The sequence below is a fragment of the Pseudomonas sp. NCCP-436 genome, from assembly GCF_019656335.1.
GTDB lineage: Bacteria > Pseudomonadota > Gammaproteobacteria > Pseudomonadales > Pseudomonadaceae > Aquipseudomonas.
In genome coordinates this window covers 97879-113769 of record NZ_BPLZ01000008.1, presented here as the reverse complement: position 1 = coordinate 113769, position 15891 = coordinate 97879, and the positions used below count along the sequence as shown (strand labels likewise).

At 57.7% G+C, this 15891-nt stretch carries 13 protein-coding genes and 1 tRNA gene; 13 read left to right on the top strand and 1 reads right to left on the bottom strand.

Annotation, left to right across the window (positions count from 1 at the left end; translation table 11 throughout):
* Positions 1-25 precede the first annotated feature (25 nt).
* The 3 genes from rpoD to NCCP436_RS10700 all read left to right on the top strand — a co-directional run bounded on the left by rpoD (position 26) and on the right by NCCP436_RS10700 (position 3383).
* On the top strand, positions 26-1873 hold the full coding sequence (gene rpoD / locus NCCP436_RS10710; protein WP_220803988.1) for an RNA polymerase sigma factor RpoD: 1848 nt from the start codon (positions 26-28) through the stop codon (positions 1871-1873).
* Between the two features lie 243 nt (positions 1874-2116).
* Positions 2117-2193: transfer RNA gene (locus NCCP436_RS10705), tRNA-Ile, on the top strand.
* A gap of 71 nt (positions 2194-2264) precedes the next feature.
* Positions 2265-3383 carry a site-specific integrase gene (locus tag NCCP436_RS10700; protein ID WP_220803987.1) on the top strand — a complete coding sequence of 373 codons (1119 nt, stop codon included), beginning with the start codon at positions 2265-2267 and terminating at the stop codon, positions 3381-3383.
* A 140-nt stretch (positions 3384-3523) separates the two neighbouring features.
* Here NCCP436_RS10700 and NCCP436_RS10695 read toward each other — a convergent pair whose 3' ends face one another.
* Positions 3524-4396 carry a hypothetical protein gene (locus tag NCCP436_RS10695; protein WP_220803986.1) on the bottom strand — a complete coding sequence of 291 codons (873 nt, stop codon included), beginning with the start codon at positions 4394-4396 and terminating at the stop codon, positions 3524-3526.
* 80 nt (positions 4397-4476) lie between these two features.
* Between NCCP436_RS10695 and NCCP436_RS10690 the strand changes: the two genes are divergently transcribed.
* The 10 genes from NCCP436_RS10690 to NCCP436_RS10645 all read left to right on the top strand — a co-directional run bounded on the left by NCCP436_RS10690 (position 4477) and on the right by NCCP436_RS10645 (position 15849).
* Complete coding sequence (locus NCCP436_RS10690; protein WP_106453187.1) at positions 4477-4689, top strand: plasmid-related protein; 213 nt, start codon at positions 4477-4479, stop codon at positions 4687-4689.
* A gap of 10 nt (positions 4690-4699) precedes the next feature.
* Positions 4700-5116: a hypothetical protein gene (locus tag NCCP436_RS10685; protein ID WP_220803985.1), complete on the top strand. Its 417-nt coding sequence runs from the start codon at positions 4700-4702 to the stop codon at positions 5114-5116.
* 535 nt (positions 5117-5651) lie between these two features.
* Positions 5652-6017 (top strand): conjugal transfer transcriptional regulator TraJ, encoded by a 366-nt coding sequence (traJ, locus tag NCCP436_RS10680; RefSeq protein WP_219899618.1) that lies wholly within the window; start codon positions 5652-5654, stop codon positions 6015-6017.
* Positions 6018-6152: 135 nt separating this feature from the next.
* Positions 6153-6941, top strand: a complete 789-nt coding sequence (gene trbJ / locus NCCP436_RS10675) for a P-type conjugative transfer protein TrbJ (protein ID WP_220804042.1) — start codon at positions 6153-6155, stop codon at positions 6939-6941.
* Between the two features lie 15 nt (positions 6942-6956).
* The gene (gene trbK / locus NCCP436_RS10670) at positions 6957-7223 is read left to right on the top strand and encodes an entry exclusion lipoprotein TrbK (RefSeq protein ID WP_106453119.1); all 267 of its coding nucleotides are present in this window, start codon (positions 6957-6959) and stop codon (positions 7221-7223) included.
* Positions 7220-8599 carry a P-type conjugative transfer protein TrbL gene (gene trbL, locus NCCP436_RS10665; RefSeq protein WP_220803984.1) on the top strand — a complete coding sequence of 460 codons (1380 nt, stop codon included), beginning with the start codon at positions 7220-7222 and terminating at the stop codon, positions 8597-8599. Before trbK ends, trbL begins: the two co-directional genes overlap by 4 nt.
* Before the next feature lie 146 nt (positions 8600-8745).
* A complete protein-coding gene (locus NCCP436_RS10660; RefSeq protein ID WP_220803983.1) occupies positions 8746-9657 on the top strand; it encodes a WYL domain-containing protein in 912 nt (303 codons plus the stop codon).
* A gap of 7 nt (positions 9658-9664) precedes the next feature.
* Positions 9665-10132, top strand: coding sequence for a BREX-3 system P-loop-containing protein BrxF (brxF, locus tag NCCP436_RS10655; RefSeq protein ID WP_220803982.1), 468 nt, complete (start codon positions 9665-9667; stop codon positions 10130-10132).
* 11 nt (positions 10133-10143) lie between these two features.
* On the top strand, positions 10144-13869 hold the full coding sequence (locus tag NCCP436_RS10650) for a DUF6079 family protein (protein ID WP_220803981.1): 3726 nt from the start codon (positions 10144-10146) through the stop codon (positions 13867-13869).
* A gap of 90 nt (positions 13870-13959) precedes the next feature.
* Positions 13960-15849, top strand: coding sequence for an ATP-binding protein (locus tag NCCP436_RS10645; RefSeq protein WP_220803980.1), 1890 nt, complete (start codon positions 13960-13962; stop codon positions 15847-15849).
* Positions 15850-15891: the final 42 nt, after the last annotated feature.

The window sequence follows — 15891 nt, the reverse complement described above, 5'->3', positions numbered from 1 at the left end:
CAAGACCTTCAGTGGATAGGGTGTTATGTCCGTAAAAGCGCAGCAGCAATCTCGTTTGAAAGAATTGATCAGCCGTGGTCGCGAGCAGGGTTACCTGACGTACGCGGAGGTTAATGACCACCTGCCGGAGGATATTTCCGATCCGGAACAGGTGGAAGACATCATCCGCATGATCAACGACATGGGGATCAACGTATTCGAGAGTGCCCCGGATGCGGACGCCCTGTTGTTGGCCGAAGCCGATACTGACGAAGCGGCTGCCGAAGAAGCCGCTGCGGCCCTGGCCGCCGTTGAAACCGACATCGGTCGCACCACCGACCCGGTACGCATGTACATGCGTGAAATGGGCACTGTGGAACTGCTGACCCGCGAAGGCGAAATCGAGATCGCCAAGCGCATCGAGGAAGGCATCCGCGAGGTGATGAGCGCCATTGCTCACTTCCCTGGCACCGTCGAAGGCATCCTCGCCGAATATAACCGCGTCACTACCGAAGGCGGCCGTCTGGCCGAAGTCCTCAGCGGCTACATCGACCCGGATGACGGCAGCGTGCCGGACGAAGCCGCCGCCCCCGTCCCCCTGAAGGAAGGCGCCGCCGCCGAAGAAAGCGACGACGAGGACGAAGAGGAAGGCGCCGAAGAGGATGAAGACGAAGGTGATGGCGGCCCGGACCCTGAAGAGGCTGCGCGCCGTTTCAGTGCGGTGGCCGAGCAGCAGGAAAAGGTGCAGCAGGCCCTGAAGAAGCATGGTCGCGGTAGCAAGCAGGCTATCGAAGAGCTCAATGCCCTGGCCGAACTGTTCATGCCCATCAAGCTGGTGCCGAAGCAGTACGACACCCTGGTTGCCCAGGTACGCAGCGCCCTTGAGCGCCTGCGCGCCCAGGAACGAGCCATCATGCAACTGTGCGTACGTGACGCCCGCATGCCGCGCGCCGATTTCCTGCGCCTGTTCCCGGGCAACGAAACCGACATGAACTGGGCCAGCGACCTGGCCAAGGGCAAGGCCAAGTACGCCGAAGCCATCGGCAACCTGCAGGCCGATATCCAGCGCTGCCAACAGAAGCTGGCCGACCTGGAAGCCGAGACCAACCTCAGCCTGGCTGAGATCAAGGATATCAACCGTCGGATGTCGATCGGCGAAGCCAAGGCCCGTCGCGCCAAGAAGGAGATGGTCGAGGCCAACCTGCGCCTGGTGATCTCCATCGCCAAGAAGTACACCAACCGCGGCCTGCAGTTCCTGGATCTGATCCAGGAAGGCAACATCGGCCTGATGAAGGCGGTGGACAAGTTTGAATACCGCCGCGGCTACAAGTTCTCGACCTACGCCACCTGGTGGATCCGCCAGGCGATCACCCGCTCGATCGCCGACCAGGCACGCACCATCCGTATTCCGGTGCACATGATCGAGACCATCAACAAGCTCAATCGCATCTCCCGTCAGATGCTGCAGGAGATGGGCCGCGAGCCGACTCCGGAAGAGCTGGGCGAACGCATGGAGATGCCTGAGGACAAGATCCGCAAGGTGCTGAAAATCGCCAAGGAGCCGATCTCCATGGAGACGCCGATCGGCGACGACGAAGATTCGCATCTGGGCGACTTTATCGAGGACAGCACCATGCAGTCCCCGATCGACGTAGCCACCGTGGAAAGCCTCAAGGAAGCCACCCGCGAAGTTCTGGCCGGCCTCACCGCCCGTGAAGCCAAGGTACTGCGCATGCGCTTCGGCATCGATATGAACACGGATCACACCCTCGAGGAAGTCGGCAAGCAGTTCGACGTGACCCGCGAGCGTATCCGCCAGATCGAAGCCAAGGCCCTGCGCAAACTGCGCCACCCGACCCGAAGCGAGCATCTACGCTCCTTCCTCGACGAGTGATACCAGAACCCCCGGCTCCGCCGGGGGTTCTGCTTTTCAAGATGCTTTAACTTCCTGACTCACCACTACCCTGCTTAACGCTTGGCGCTGGCAGGAGCACGCCGGTATAATCCCGCAGCCTTCTGGGGGCCTATAGCTCAGTCGGTTAGAGCAGAGGACTCATAATCGATTAGTCGAGGCCCGAAGGAAGCGTTAGAATTTCCACCTTCGAAGCCTTGGCTTGCGAAGGTAAAATCAGAAAAAGGGCCTATAGCTCAGTTGGTTAGAGCAGCCGACTCATAATCGGTAGGTCGCAGGTTCAAGTCCTGCTGGGCCCACCATCTACCGCCAAATTGTCCCAAAGGTACAATTTCGGTACAGTCAGAAACACTGGAACTGTACCGAGGCCCCTATGGCGACACTGGTAAAGACACCCTCCGGCACCTGGAAAGCCGTCATCCGCAAGGTCGGCTTTCCAACCGCAACCAAAACCTTCCGTACCAAGCGGGATGCCGAAGACTGGGCGCGTCGTACAGAGGACGAGATGGTACGCGGTGTCTATATCCAACGCGCACCAGCCGAACGAATGACTGTAGCCGATGCCCTCAAACGCTATCTGGCAGAAGTCTCCCCAACCAAACGGCCTGCGTCCGCAGCCAGCGACGCTCGGCACTCCAAGCCGTTAATTCAGCACCTCGGCAAGTATTCCCTGGCCGCCCTCACCCCTGAGATCATCGCGAAGTATCGTGATGACCGACTGGCAGGGCTGGATAGAAAGGACGCCAAGGGAAGGCCCACCCCTAAACCCCGCTCACCGAACACGGTCCGCCTCGATCTGGCACTGCTGGGCCACATGTTCAGCACCGCGATCAAGGAATGGGGTATTGGCCTGCCAAGCAATCCGGTACAGAACATCCGCCGCCCCGCACCGCCACCCGGTCGCGAACGGCGCCTCAGTCCGGACGAAGAAACACGACTGATGCAGGCAGTCGATGCGCACAGCAACCCAATGCTCGGCTGGATCGTCCGTATCGCCCTGGAAACGGGCATGCGCTCGTCGGAGATCACCACCCTTCGCCGGAGCCAGGTCGATCTGAAACGGCGCATCGTGCGCCTTCTGGAGACAAAGAACACCCTGCCCCGCACCGTTCCCCTGACCAGTACCGCCGTAGACATATTCCGGCAGGCTCTGGCCAATCCGGTTCGCCCTATTGATACCGATCTGATTTTCTTCGGAGAGCCTGGAAAAGATAGGCAGCGAAGGCCTTACAACTTCAACAAGGTCTGGCTGAACACCAAGGAAAGTGTCGGGCTGAAAGACCTACGCTTCCACGACCTTCGCCATGAAGCGGTCAGCCGTTTTGTCGAAGGCGGCCTGAGCGATCAACAGGTAGCGGCAATTAGCGGCCACAAGTCCATGCAGATGCTGCGGCGCTACACCCACCTGCGAGCGGAGGACCTAGTAGATGAGCTAGATGCTATATCAGCGCGTAGAGCAGGTAAGCAACAGGAAGCAAAGAAACCAAGCTGACGGGTCGCCATTACAGCCAGCTAAGCGAAGAGCGCTGCACTATGTATGTAGTATGTTGTAGTAGCGTACAACATACTACATACATGACCCTGGCCGATGCTCTCGAATTTAGCCGCTAAAATCCAGCCGTCCTACGGATATCAGTGCCAGGTGCTATTGTCATCTGCGCCGCCTACCGGAAAATCGTCGAGCTCTGCGGTGTCACCTTGAAACAGCTGTGCGCGTAAACTCTTCGCCACCACCATGCGGTGCTGTTCAGCACGCAACTGCTGCTTCAGCAATTCATTTTGCTCCGTCATCCAGGGTGCCCAGTAAACCGTACCCGCAGGTGCCGCCGATCCGCTGCCGAAATACGCAGAAATCCAATCCTTGAGCGACGTGACCAACCCGTGACGAGAAAGTATTTCCCGGGTGCCTGGCATCGACATGAGGCCTTCAAGCAAGACCCGCAAAGCAGTTGATTTGATCTGCCCAAGCACATCCCAGGCACGAACAACCCGAATTGCAGTCACAAAACACTCCAGCTCCGAAACCACAGAGTCTGGCCTGCCACGAAGACACTTGGTCTGAAATGCAAAGACCCTGGCCAGGATCACATCCTCGAAGAAAAACTGACTCAACCCACCTTCGGGCCAGTCGCCTCCAGGCATCAAACGGTCAGCAATCCGGAAATCGTCAGGCGTTATGCTTCCCCACAAGGCATCCCACAAGGGCACGTTCATCGGGCCGACTTCGAATACCGTGCGGGCAGCCTGAAAAACCTCACAATTTGCGCAGAGTATGTCCGCTCTCGGAGAAATATCTCCCCGTCGATAGCGATATATGGTTGCCTGATCGATATCATCAAAAGGCATCCAGTCACACATTTCAGCGGGCGCTCTTTCCCCTGCCAAAAAGTGATACCAGGCGATTGTTTTCATGCGTTCACTTTCATGCCTGGCTGGCCTTCCACGGGAGCGATTCGACTTTTCTTTCTTTTGCGTGATATTCGGCATTTCCGCGCCTGTATTCATGATCGTGCCTTCCTTCTAATGGTGGTTACCGAAGCCCTGCGAACATTGAACTTGTTGGGCGTATTCAAAGGAGCCAACCGATGACCACCGAAGAACAACTGCTTGACCGTTATGGACCGTTGCTGTCACTGACAGAACTTTCAGAGTTACTTAAGCGTAGTCCAGATGGTCTCCGCATAGCGTTGCGAAGTCAAACCGAGTTTGCGCAGAAATGGAACGCTGCGAAACGCAAAGTAGGCCGGCGCGTCTATTTCCGTGCAAGTGATGTTGCCGAACTCATCGACGAGGCATGAGGGCGATGATGTGGATGATACCGTCATTGTTCGTCGCAAAGTCCGGTCGAATTTCACCACGCTACCCAATGAGCTTATCCGGAACCCCAATTTGTCCTGGAAAGCGCTGGGAATCCTGGTGTTCGTGCTGTCACTGCCGGACAACTTCCGGCTACGCCTGTCCCACCTGTCCAAGCAGAAAAAGTCGGGGCGAGACGCGACACGAACAGGGCTCCAGGAGCTGCAACAAGCAGGCTATCTGCGAATCAAGCGAGAGCGTGGAGAACGAGGCAAATTCAGTCACACGACCTGGCTCGTGTCCGACCAACCCGAGTACCTGGATCATGATCCACCACGTTCGGATTTTCCGACTACGGTAAATCCAACTACGGATAATCCGCATTCGGAAAACCCGACGCTAATAAATACTAAGGATAAAAAGAACTGAGGTTAGTAAAGACTCAGATTAATAAATCGGCTCGCGCCGTGATGGGAACGCCAGGAAGAAGTGATGGCCCAGACTTCAAGATTCTGTTGTGCAAATGGTCCAAAGATGAGCATGCCAGATTCGATAGTGGACATCGTTTCACAGCGAAACCCTCGCCTGGCGTTAAAACCGAATCATCGACATGCCGGCTGGGCAAAAACTGAATCCTGAAATTCATATGAGCGCTACTGAACCGCTATTTCATCGCTATTGGATCACTGTTACAGCGCTGCTACTGGTCATTACAGCGCGGTTCTATACCGATTTGTATGCAATACCGGCTGATGCAAGCCAGATGGGGCAAAAATAGCGATCAATTTGACAGTAGTGCAGTGGAAAAGTCTCGGTTGAACTGCGGGCAGGATGTGTGAAGTTAGCTAACCGTCAAGCCGGTTATCCATCTTCACTGGATCTTATTCACACCCAAGGGTGTTCAACGCTCATCCTGCTCTGCGAGGCATCGGCTGCCGCCGAAAGGGTTAAAGAGAGACAGGCAATGATGAAAGAGACGAGCCGCAAACGCCGACACCATCTTCGGGTTCCGGTACTGCCTGAAGAGAAAATCCATATCGAACAGCAGGCCAAGCAGGCCGGAATGAGTGTTGCCCGTTATTTGCGGGAGGTTGGTCAGGGCTACCAAATCAAGGGCGTCACGGATTACCAGCGGGTGCGAGAGCTTGCCCGCATAAATGGTGACCTCGGTCGTCTGGGAGGGCTGCTCAAGCTGTGGCTAACCGACGATGTGAGAACCGCAGCTTTCGGTCCGGAAACGATCCACCGCCTTCTGGCAAGGATCGAGGCCACCCAGGACCAGATGACCCTGGTAATGAGGACCATTGTTCGACCTCAGGCTGATCAGTGATTTTAGCCGCTAAAAATCGACACCGTGATTCAAACAAAAACGGCCGGGCTTCGGTGTCGCTCTGGTCAATTACCGAATAGCTCCGTGGCGCGGCTACTCGATGACGCTAGCCACTTTCAGCAAAGGTTATCGACCATGAGAACTCGCAAAATTTTAGCGGCTAAAACCGCGTTTCTGATCTCGCTCGCCATCGGCGGCGGCTCGCTACCGGCTCAGGCCGGGATTCCAGTCATTGACGGGGGCAACCTGACGCAAAACGTCATGACCGCCATCGAGTCGGTGGCACAAACGCTCAAGCAGATCGAGCAGTATCAAACCCAGCTCCAGCAGTACGAAAACCAGCTACAGAACACCATGGCCCCAGCCGCGTATATCTGGGACCAGGCTACCCGCACGATGGACAACCTGCGTTCGGCAATGAACACCCTGGATTACTACCAGACCCAGCTCGGCAGCCTGGATGCGTATCTCGGCAAGTTCCAGGACGTGGCCTTCTACCGTGGTTCGCCGTGCTTTAACGCCACCGGCGGTTGCACAGATGCCGAATGGGCAGCCATGAACGAGAATCGCCGTCTGGCGAGCGAAAGCCAGAAGCGCGCCAATGATGACCTGTTCCATACCCTGAAACAGCAGCAGGATGCGCTGCAAGCAGATGCCCGCACACTGGAACGGCTCCAGCACAGCGCACAGGGTGCGGATGGACAAATGCAGGCCCTAGGCTATGCCAACCAGCTTGCCAGCCAGCAGGCTAACCAGCTCTTGCAGATGCGTGCCATGTTGCTTGCGCAGCACCAGGTCATTGCAACACGGATGCAAGCCGAGGCCGACCTCGATGCCAAGCAACAGGCTGCCCATGCCGCTTCCACCGAATCGCGGATAGCGCCGACCAACAGTCCCAAGAACTGGCTCAAACTGGCCCGCTGACAAGGAGAAGCACCCATGAACAAATTCACTATTCCGATGCTGGCAGGCTTCCTTCTCGCCATCACTGGCTGCGACAACACCCCACCCGCCCCGACCATGCCGGAGGTGAACGATGCCAACTGCCAGATGGGAGAGATCATGAAGATCCAGGACAAGGCAACTCGGGAGACATTTGCCGGGTTGTGCTCGCGCCGGCCGGCAGGCGGTGGCATTGCCCCCACAGAACAGCCACTTAACTGGCTGGAGTTGACCGAGCCGCAAGATCGGGAGGGCAACCGATGAAGACCAAGACTAGAACAATCCTGAGCGGCGGGGTCCTGTTGCTGCATTCGAGCCTCGCCAGTGCAAACCTGACCAACCAGGGGATTCTCGACCAGGTAGTAACCGATTACGCCACCCGAGCAGCCAGTTGGCAGCACGTCATTATCGATGCTGCATCGTGGCTGTTCTGGACGCTGGTGGTGATCTCGATGGTCTGGACGTTCGGGATGATGGCCCTGCGCAAAGCCGACATTGGCGAGTTCTTCGCGGAGCTGGTCCGTTTCATCATCTTCACTGGCTTCTTCTGGTGGCTGCTGGTCAATGGGCCGGCGTTTGCCAACTCGATCATCCAATCATTGGCCAGAATCGGTGAGCAGGCGGCTGGCGTGTCCTCGGTCACGCCGTCCGGCATCGTCGATGTGGGCTTTATGATCTGGAAGCAGGCCATCAATAACCTGTCGGCCTGGTCGCCCGTCGATAGTCTGGTGGGCGCTGTATTGAGTGCCGCAATCATGCTGCTTCTGGCCCTGGTCGCCATCAACATGCTGCTGATGCTGATCGCAGCCTGGCTACTGGCCTATGCCGGCATCTTCTTCCTGGGCTTCGGCGGATCGCGTTGGACCTCAGACATGGCGATCAATTACTACAAGACCGTCCTTGGTGTGGCCGTGCAGATCATGACCATGGTGCTGCTGGTCGGCATTGGTAACGACATGCTGTCTACGTTCTACGCCAGGATGAACCAGAACGTGCTCAACTTCGAAGAGCTGGGCGTCATGCTGGTGTTCTGCATGGCGTTGCTGTTGCTGGTTAACCGGGTGCCGCCAATGGTAGGCGGGATCATCACAGGTTCCGGCATCGGATCTGCCGGCGGCATCGGCAACTTCGGTACTGGAGCTGCGGTAGGTGCCGTTATGGGGGCCGCTGGAATGGCTGCGGGTGCGGCAAGCATGGCAGGTTCTGCCGTCATGGGTGGTGCGGCAAATCTGGCGGGTGGCGGCTCAGCCATCAAGGCGGCGTTCGACAAGGCGCAAGCCTCGATATCGAGCGGGAGCGACATGCCCAGCATGGGAGGAATGTCGAACAGTAGTCCTGGCGGCACTGGTACCAACGCCGGCGGTGACGGCAATGCCGGCAGCAGCCCGTTCGCGCAGGCAGCGGGCTTTGGTGGCAATTCGGAAAGCGGCGCAAAGCGGGCTGTTAGCCTGGTGGCCGGCACGGCGGGCAACCTGGCCAAGGGCATCGGCGCTGTGGCCGCTGAGAAGATCAAAGACCGCGTTGCGGATACAGCAGGCGGTCGCCTGGCGTCATCACTTCGTGCGAGCAGCCCATCGTTCGAAGGTAACAGCCTGGCTGGCACAGCCGAGCATACGGGCCACAACAAGAGTGAGTCCTAACCCACCATCCACCAACATCGCCCCGGCATAGTCCTGATCACCATGATCGCCACACTGAATTAACATGTGGGCAATGGACGCATGCTGGGGCGTGCCATATACTTCCTGAAACCATCATGGCCCCGATTCCAGCATGAGTCTCAGGAATGTCCAACGAACAGCTTGACGACCTTACCCAGCCGCAGCGCGACCGCCTTGCCTTTGTAGAGCTGCGGGTGCGCTTCATTGGGGATATCCGCCGCCAGGATCTGGTATCGCGCTTCGGCATCCAGTCCGCCGCTGCCACGCGGGATCTGGCGGTTTACAAGGAACTGGCACCAGGCAATATCGACTACGACACCAAAGCCAAGTACTACGTACTCGGCGAGCACTTTAAACCCGTTTTTGACTTCCAGCCCGAGCGGGTCCTGGCCTGGTTGACACAGGGCTTTGGCGATGGCGAACCATCCAGGCTGAGAGCCTGGGTAGCCAGTGAGATTCCATCCAGACTCACGCATCCAGATCTGGACGTACTAGCCGCCGTCACTCGGGCCATTCACCAGGAGCGGCCCCTGGCCATCGAATATCACTCCATTTCCAGCGGCCGCACCCAGCGCGAAATCGTGCCCTTTGCCCTGATCGACAACGGGCTGCGCTGGCACGTCCGCGCCTTTGATCGCAAAACCCAGGAATTCAGGGATTTCGTCATTACACGGATAAAGCGCCCCGCGGCCCCACGAGATGCCAGCGTGCAAGCCCACGAGCGCAGCGACCAGGATATCCAGTGGACCCGCATCGTGGAACTGGAACTGGTTCCGCATCCAGCACAGCCGCGCCCTGAGATCACCAAAATGGATTACGGCATGGAGGACGGCAGCCTACGCATGAAACTGCGGGCTGCCACGGCGGGCTACATTCTGCGCAAATGGAGCGTCGATTGTTCCCCGGATCACAGCCTGCGGGGGCCTGAGTATCGCCTGTGGTTGAAAGACCACCTGGCCATTTATGGCGTCAAGAGCGCTTTGCTCGCACCCGGCTACTGCTCGTCAGAGCAGCAGCAAGCGGCCGAACTGGACTGAGGCCGCCATGCTGGAGCAGCTCGAACAACGAATTAACGAAGTAGGCGCCCTACAAACCAAGCTGGTCCTGCTGATTGGCCGCCCTGGTAGCGGCAAGAGTGCCTTGATCGGTGCATTAGCAAAGCAGCACGGCATCCGCGTGATGAACGTCGGCGCCGCCCTGGGCCGCCAGTTGGCCGCGATGTCTCAGCGGCAGCGGGCACTCCAGGCCAATGTAGTTCTGCGGGATCTGGCTGATGAACATGCCGAGGGTGACCTGCTGTTGCTCGACAATCTCGAGCTGCTGTTCGACCGCTCGCTCAAGCTGGACCCGCTGGACCTGCTCAAGCGCCACGCCCATGGCCGCCGCGTAGTCGCGGTGTGGCCTGGTGAGCTGCGCGAAGGCCGGCTCGTCTATGCCGAGATGGGGCATCCGGAATATCAGGACTACGGCCTGGATGGCCTGGTTCCATTTGAAATTGAATCGTTGGGGTAAAGGGGAAGCACATGCGCTACGGGGATCTTATTCAGTTCGAGCCGATTGAGTCGGTCATTCAGCTGCTCGACGCCAATCGGCCCACCGAGGCCAAGAAGCTCGTCGCCACCTATGTCATTTCCGATGACATGGCCGAGCGCATTGCCAAGCAGATGATCCCGCAGCTCTCCTTCGATGAGTCGGTTGACCATAAGGGTGTGCTGGTGGTCGGCAACTACGGCACCGGTAAATCGCACTTGATGTCGGTGCTGTCGCTGATCGCTGAAGACGCCGCCTATGTGCCGATGGTTCAGCACCCCAAAGTTGCCGAGGCGGCCGCCAGCATCGCAGGCAAGTTCAAGGTGCACCGCATCGAGATCTCCAGCCAGATGTCCCTGCGCGACATCATCACCCAGGAGCTGGAGATCTTCCTGGAGAAGCAGGGTGTCAGCTACGCCTTCCCGCCGGCCGACAAAGTCGTCAATAACAAAGCGGCGTTCGAGGAAATGATGGCCGCCTTTGACGAAGTACACCCTGGCAAGGGCGTGCTGTTGGTGGTCGACGAGTTCCTTGAGTTCCTGCGCTCGCGCAAGGACCACGACCTGGTGCTGGATCTGTCCTTCCTGCGCGAGATCGGCGAAGTCACCAAGCACCTGCGTTTCCGTTTCGTGGCCGGCGTGCAGGAAGCCATTTTCGACAGCAGCCGATTCCAGCATGTTGCCGATAGCCTGCGCCGTGTGAACGAGCGCTTCGCCCAGGTATTGCTGGCCCGTCAGGATGTCAGCTTCGTGGTTGCCGAGCGTCTGCTGAAAAAATCCGCTGACCAGCAGCACAAGATCCGCACCTACCTCACACCCTTCGCCAAGTTCTACCACAACATGAACGAGCGGATGGATGAATACGTGCGGCTGTTTCCGGTGCACCCGGATTACATCGGCACTTTCGAGCGCCTGATTTTTACCGAAAAACGCGGCGCATTGGTCACCCTTCGCGACCAGATCCAGGCCATCCTGGACGATGAAGTACCCACCGACCGCCCAGGCCTGATCGGCTTCGACAAATTCTGGGAAACGGTCACATCCAACTCGGTATTGCGCTCAGACCCAAACATCGGTCCGGTACTTAAGGTAGCCGAGGTGCTGGAAGAGCGAGTCCAAAAGGCATTTACTCGCCCCGCATACAAAGCGATGGCCCTGCGCGTCATCAAAGGCCTGTCGGTCCATCGTCTGACCACCGGCGGCGACATCTACGTGCCGGTGGGACCAACGGCCGAAGAACTGCGCGATGCTCTATGTCTATACCAGCCGGGCATCGAAGATCTGGGCGGCGAGCCTGCCGACGACTTGCTGACCGCCGTGCAAACCACCCTGCGCGAGATCGTCAAGACAGTGAACGGTCAATTCATCTCCAAGGCGCCCGACACCGAGCAGTACTACCTCGACCTGAAGAAAGACGTCGACTACGACGCACAAATCGAGAAGCGCGCCGAAGCCCTGTCTGACGGCGCCCTGGATCGTGCCTACTACGGCGCCCTGATGCAGTTGATGGAGCGCACCGAGGAAGACACCTACGTCACCGGCTACCGGATCTGGCAACACCAGGTGGAATGGCAGGAGCGGCGTGTCGAACGCAACGGCTACCTGTTCCTTGGCGCCCCCAACGACCGGCCGACCGCCCAGCCGGAGCGCGATTTCTACATCTACTTCATCCAGCCGTTCGAGCCCCCGCGCTTTCGCGACGACAGCCGCACGGATGAAGTGTTCTTCCGCCTGAAAGGCCTGGACGATGCCATCAAGCGCTATCTGGCCTGCTATGCCGCAGCCCAGGAGCTGGCATCCTCGGCCAGCGGTGGCGCCAAGTCGGTGTATCTGGACAAGGCCAAAGAAGCCCTGCGCGACATGAGCAAGTGGCTGCAGGACAAGCAAATGACGGCCTTCGAAGTCACCTACCAGGGCAAGACCAAAACCCTGCAGGAGTGGGCCAAGGGCGTTTCCATGCGCGACAAGCTGCGCCTGGGGCCGGATGAGCGCGCCAACTTCCGTGACATCGTCAACGTGACCTCAGGCCTGGCCCTCGGCACTCATTTTGCTGACCTGGCACCGGAGTACCCGACGTTCTCGGCGCTGGTGACCGAAGCCAACCGCAAGCAGCTCATCGGCAATGCGCTGAAGGCACTGGCCGGTGGCACCCGCACCAAGGACGCCATCGTCATCCTGGATGCCCTGGAGATGCTCGACGGCGACCGCATCGAGCCGACCCGCTCCCGTTATGCTCAGGAAGTCCTCAGCCGCCTCACCGCCAAAGGTCACGGCCAGGTTCTCAACCGCGCCGAGCTGATCAGTGGCGCCACCGACGTCGAGTTCTTTGCACCGGTACGCTTCCGCCTGGAGCCCGATCTGCTGATGGCCGTGCTGGGTGGCCTGGTGTACTCCGGTGACATCGTGCTCGCCATCACCGGCGACAAGATCGACTCCGGCAAACTCGCCCTGCTGGTCGAGCGCACCCTGGATGATCTGAAGACCTTCAAACACGTTGAAGCCCCCAAGGAGATCAACGTCGCCGTTCTTCGCTCATTGTTCGAGCTGCTGGGCCTGCCAAGCGGTTTCGCGCAGATGGCAACCCAGGGCAAGGAAGAGCCCGTCAAGGAACTGCTGGAAGCCGTTGCCAAGCTAGTCAACCGCGTGCTTACCGTGGGCACCGACCTGCAAACCCGTCTGAGCTTCTGGGGCCAGTCCCTGCTGCGTGAGGAAGAGCTGCGTGATTGGCGCAGCCGCCTGGAGGCCCTCAAGAGCTTCCTGGAGAGCCTGTCCCCCTACAACACCGTAGGCAAGCTGAAGAACCTGCGCATCACCCAGGCTGACATCGAGGCGCAGCAAAAGAACCTGGACGTGCTCTCCGCCGTTGAGAAACTGCGTGATCTGGTTGCCGAGCTGGGTAGCGTGGCTGGCTACCTGTCCCAGGCGGAAATGGTCCTGCCGAGTGACCACCCCTGGGTGCAGCAGGCACAAGCAGCCCGCAAGGACATTCTCGACAAACTCTCCCAGGACAAAAGCGCCGCCCAGGCCGCCACCTACCGCCAACAACTGGCAGCGCTCAAGAAGGACTACATCAACGCCTATGTGGCCCAGCACAGCAAGGCACGCCTCGGCGTAGCCGAGGACAAGACCAAGACCGCCCTACGCCGCGACTCGCGCATCACCACGCTGCGCGCCCTGGCGGGCATCTCGCTGATGCCTACCGGACAGCTCACCAGCTTCGAAGACAAGCTCGACAAGCTCAAAAGCTGCGCCTCGCTGGTCGAGGCCGAGCTGGCCGCCAGCCCGGTATGCCCGCACTGCGGTTTCCGGCCGGCCAACGAGCAAGCCGACCTGCTGCCGGCCGCCAACGTACTCAAAGCCCTGGATGAAGAGCTGGACCGCCTGCTCGAAGGCTGGCAGCAAACCCTGCTGGACAACCTCGACGACCCCATCATCCAAGCCAACTTCGAGTTGCTGAAGGCCAGCCAGCGCGAGCTGATTACCGCCTTCCTGGCGTCCAAAACACTGCCCGACCCAGTCACGCCGGAATTTGTGGCCACCATCCAGGAAGCGCTGTCCGGCCTGGAGAAGATCCTGGTCACTGGCGACGATATCAAACAGGCGCTGCTCGCCGGCGGCTCTCCGGCCACGCCTGAAGACCTGCGCCGTCGCTTCGAGTCATTCATGACCGAGCGGTGCAAAGGCAAGGACGCCAGCAAACTGCGGTTTGTGGTGGAGTGATGATGCGCTGGGGAACCCATCGTGTCGAAGCCTACACAAGGCTTTTGAATTCCTTGAGTGGACAGGCCATGGGCTTTACTGAGGCAGACTATGGACATTGAAACATCTGGAGCAATCAGGCTGTTCTTCCCCAACCCGTCATTGACGTTGGTGTATTTTGAAGCCGTTGCCAACGCTCTGGATGCTGGCGCAACTGACGTGAGCATTGATATTGACGTGCACGCATTTGATAAGCCAGACACACTCAAGATAACTGTTTCGGACAACGGCGACGGCTTCACCGACGAAAATTTTGAGCGCTTCAGAAAGCTACTGCGGCCCAGGGACAAGTTCCATAAAGGCATAGGTCGCTTGGTTTTTCTCAACTACTTCAATCGTGTTGAAGTGACTAGCACATGGGGAAGGTACCACAGGCACTTCATCTTCAAAGATTCTTTTGATGGCAATGCACCACTCGAAACTCTTCCAGCCGAGCAACCGGCCAAGACCACGTTGGAGTTCACTGGCTTTGCCAAGGACCGGGTTAAGTCCTACGACGACCTGAAGCCGGATGCACTAAAGCCGCTCTTGATCGAGCAGTTTTTGCCTACCTTGGACACACGCAAGCGTGACGGGAAAGCCTTCAAGATTTCTATCAACCTAAAAACCAATGAAAGCAATGCGCAGAAGGAATTCTTCCCCCACGAAACCACAATAACGGCAGACGACTTGCCGTCAATGACCAAGGTTACGATCCAGGACGATACGCTAGACGCCATCTCCAACATCGACATGTACTACCACATTGAACCGGTGACAGGTAAGGGGCGCTCACTGACCGCGTTCAGCATTGATGGACGAACGATACCAGCCAACCTGATACCACCATCGTCTTTTCCGGCAGGCTATCTATGTGTTTTTTTATTTGAGTCGGAAATATTTCACTCCAATGCGGACAGCTCAAGGCAAAAGCTTGTGCTGCCTGAAGGCATACAGGAAGCACGCCTTTACCGCGTAATGCGCAAGGAGCTTGGCAAAGTTCTTGCCGAACAGATTCCGTTAATCACAGAAAGAAACGCCAAGGTCAGAGCGAAGTTTGAGGAGCAATTCCCTCATCTACTCGGCTACTTCGAGACAGATACCGTCGGCTTGATTGACCGTGACGATGCTTTAACCATCGCACAGCAGCGTTTCTTCCGTGTTCAGAAAGAGATCCTTCAGTGCGAACATCTGAGCGAGTCAGCTTACGAGAAATCGCTTGAGCTCTCATCCCGCACCCTAACCGAATACATCTTGTACCGGGAAAAAATTATTAGCCGCATGAAAGAAATGACAGCCGATAACGCCGAGTCCGAGATCCACAACCTCATTGTCCCGAGGTTCAAAGAGTTCTCGCAGGATGCGATGCCGTCTGAGATTTATCAGAATAATGCTTGGCTGCTGGACGACAAGTTCATGGTGTTCCGAACCATTCTCAGTGAAAAGAGCATGGACACCGTCATCAATGCCATACGACTTGATGAAGAAAAGATCGGAGACACGGGACGACCTGATATCGCCATGATCTTCTCAGCGGACCCAAATGATGATGTGCCAGTAGATGTGGTAGTGGTAGAGATAAAGAAAAAGACTGACGAGGAAAAGGACAATTTCTACGCAGTCAACCAACTACTTGATCGCGCAGGAAAGCTTGTGGCGCACTGCCAAAACATCCAAAGAGTTTGGTATTACGCGATTGTGGATATCAATGACACTGCAGCTTTTCGACTCCGGCAAATGAAGTGGACGCCGCTATTCTCCAAAGGCAGGGTGTTTTATCAGGAATTTGAAACACCGCATCCAGATGGCCGCATTATTCCTACGCCCTCGTTTGTGGTTTCTTTCGATGCGATCGTAGCTGACGCGGAGTGCCGTAATCACACGTTCCTGGAGATCCTGCGAGCCGGAATGAAGCAGTATGCTGAAGATCATCGCAGGTCCAGATCTTCGGCCGATGACTGATCAGGAAGACGAATTAGCATGAATGACCGATTTCATGACAGA

What these genes read in the sequence shown, in the direction of transcription:
- rpoD (WP_220803988.1), top strand. Translation starts at nt 26, where the DNA reads ATGTCCGTAAAAGCGCAGCAGCAATCTCGTTTGAAAGAATTGATCAGC.
- NCCP436_RS10700 (WP_220803987.1), top strand. Translation starts at nt 2,265, where the DNA reads ATGGCGACACTGGTAAAGACACCCTCCGGCACCTGGAAAGCCGTCATC.
- NCCP436_RS10695 (WP_220803986.1), bottom strand. Translation starts at nt 4,396, where the DNA reads ATGAATACAGGCGCGGAAATGCCGAATATCACGCAAAAGAAAGAAAAG.
- NCCP436_RS10690 (WP_106453187.1), top strand. Translation starts at nt 4,477, where the DNA reads ATGACCACCGAAGAACAACTGCTTGACCGTTATGGACCGTTGCTGTCA.
- traJ (WP_219899618.1), top strand. Translation starts at nt 5,652, where the DNA reads ATGATGAAAGAGACGAGCCGCAAACGCCGACACCATCTTCGGGTTCCG.
- trbJ (WP_220804042.1), top strand. Translation starts at nt 6,153, where the DNA reads ATGAGAACTCGCAAAATTTTAGCGGCTAAAACCGCGTTTCTGATCTCG.
- trbK (WP_106453119.1), top strand. Translation starts at nt 6,957, where the DNA reads ATGAACAAATTCACTATTCCGATGCTGGCAGGCTTCCTTCTCGCCATC.
- trbL (WP_220803984.1), top strand. Translation starts at nt 7,220, where the DNA reads ATGAAGACCAAGACTAGAACAATCCTGAGCGGCGGGGTCCTGTTGCTG.
- NCCP436_RS10660 (WP_220803983.1), top strand. Translation starts at nt 8,746, where the DNA reads ATGTCCAACGAACAGCTTGACGACCTTACCCAGCCGCAGCGCGACCGC.
- brxF (WP_220803982.1), top strand. Translation starts at nt 9,665, where the DNA reads ATGCTGGAGCAGCTCGAACAACGAATTAACGAAGTAGGCGCCCTACAA.
- NCCP436_RS10650 (WP_220803981.1), top strand. Translation starts at nt 10,144, where the DNA reads ATGCGCTACGGGGATCTTATTCAGTTCGAGCCGATTGAGTCGGTCATT.
- NCCP436_RS10645 (WP_220803980.1), top strand. Translation starts at nt 13,960, where the DNA reads ATGGACATTGAAACATCTGGAGCAATCAGGCTGTTCTTCCCCAACCCG.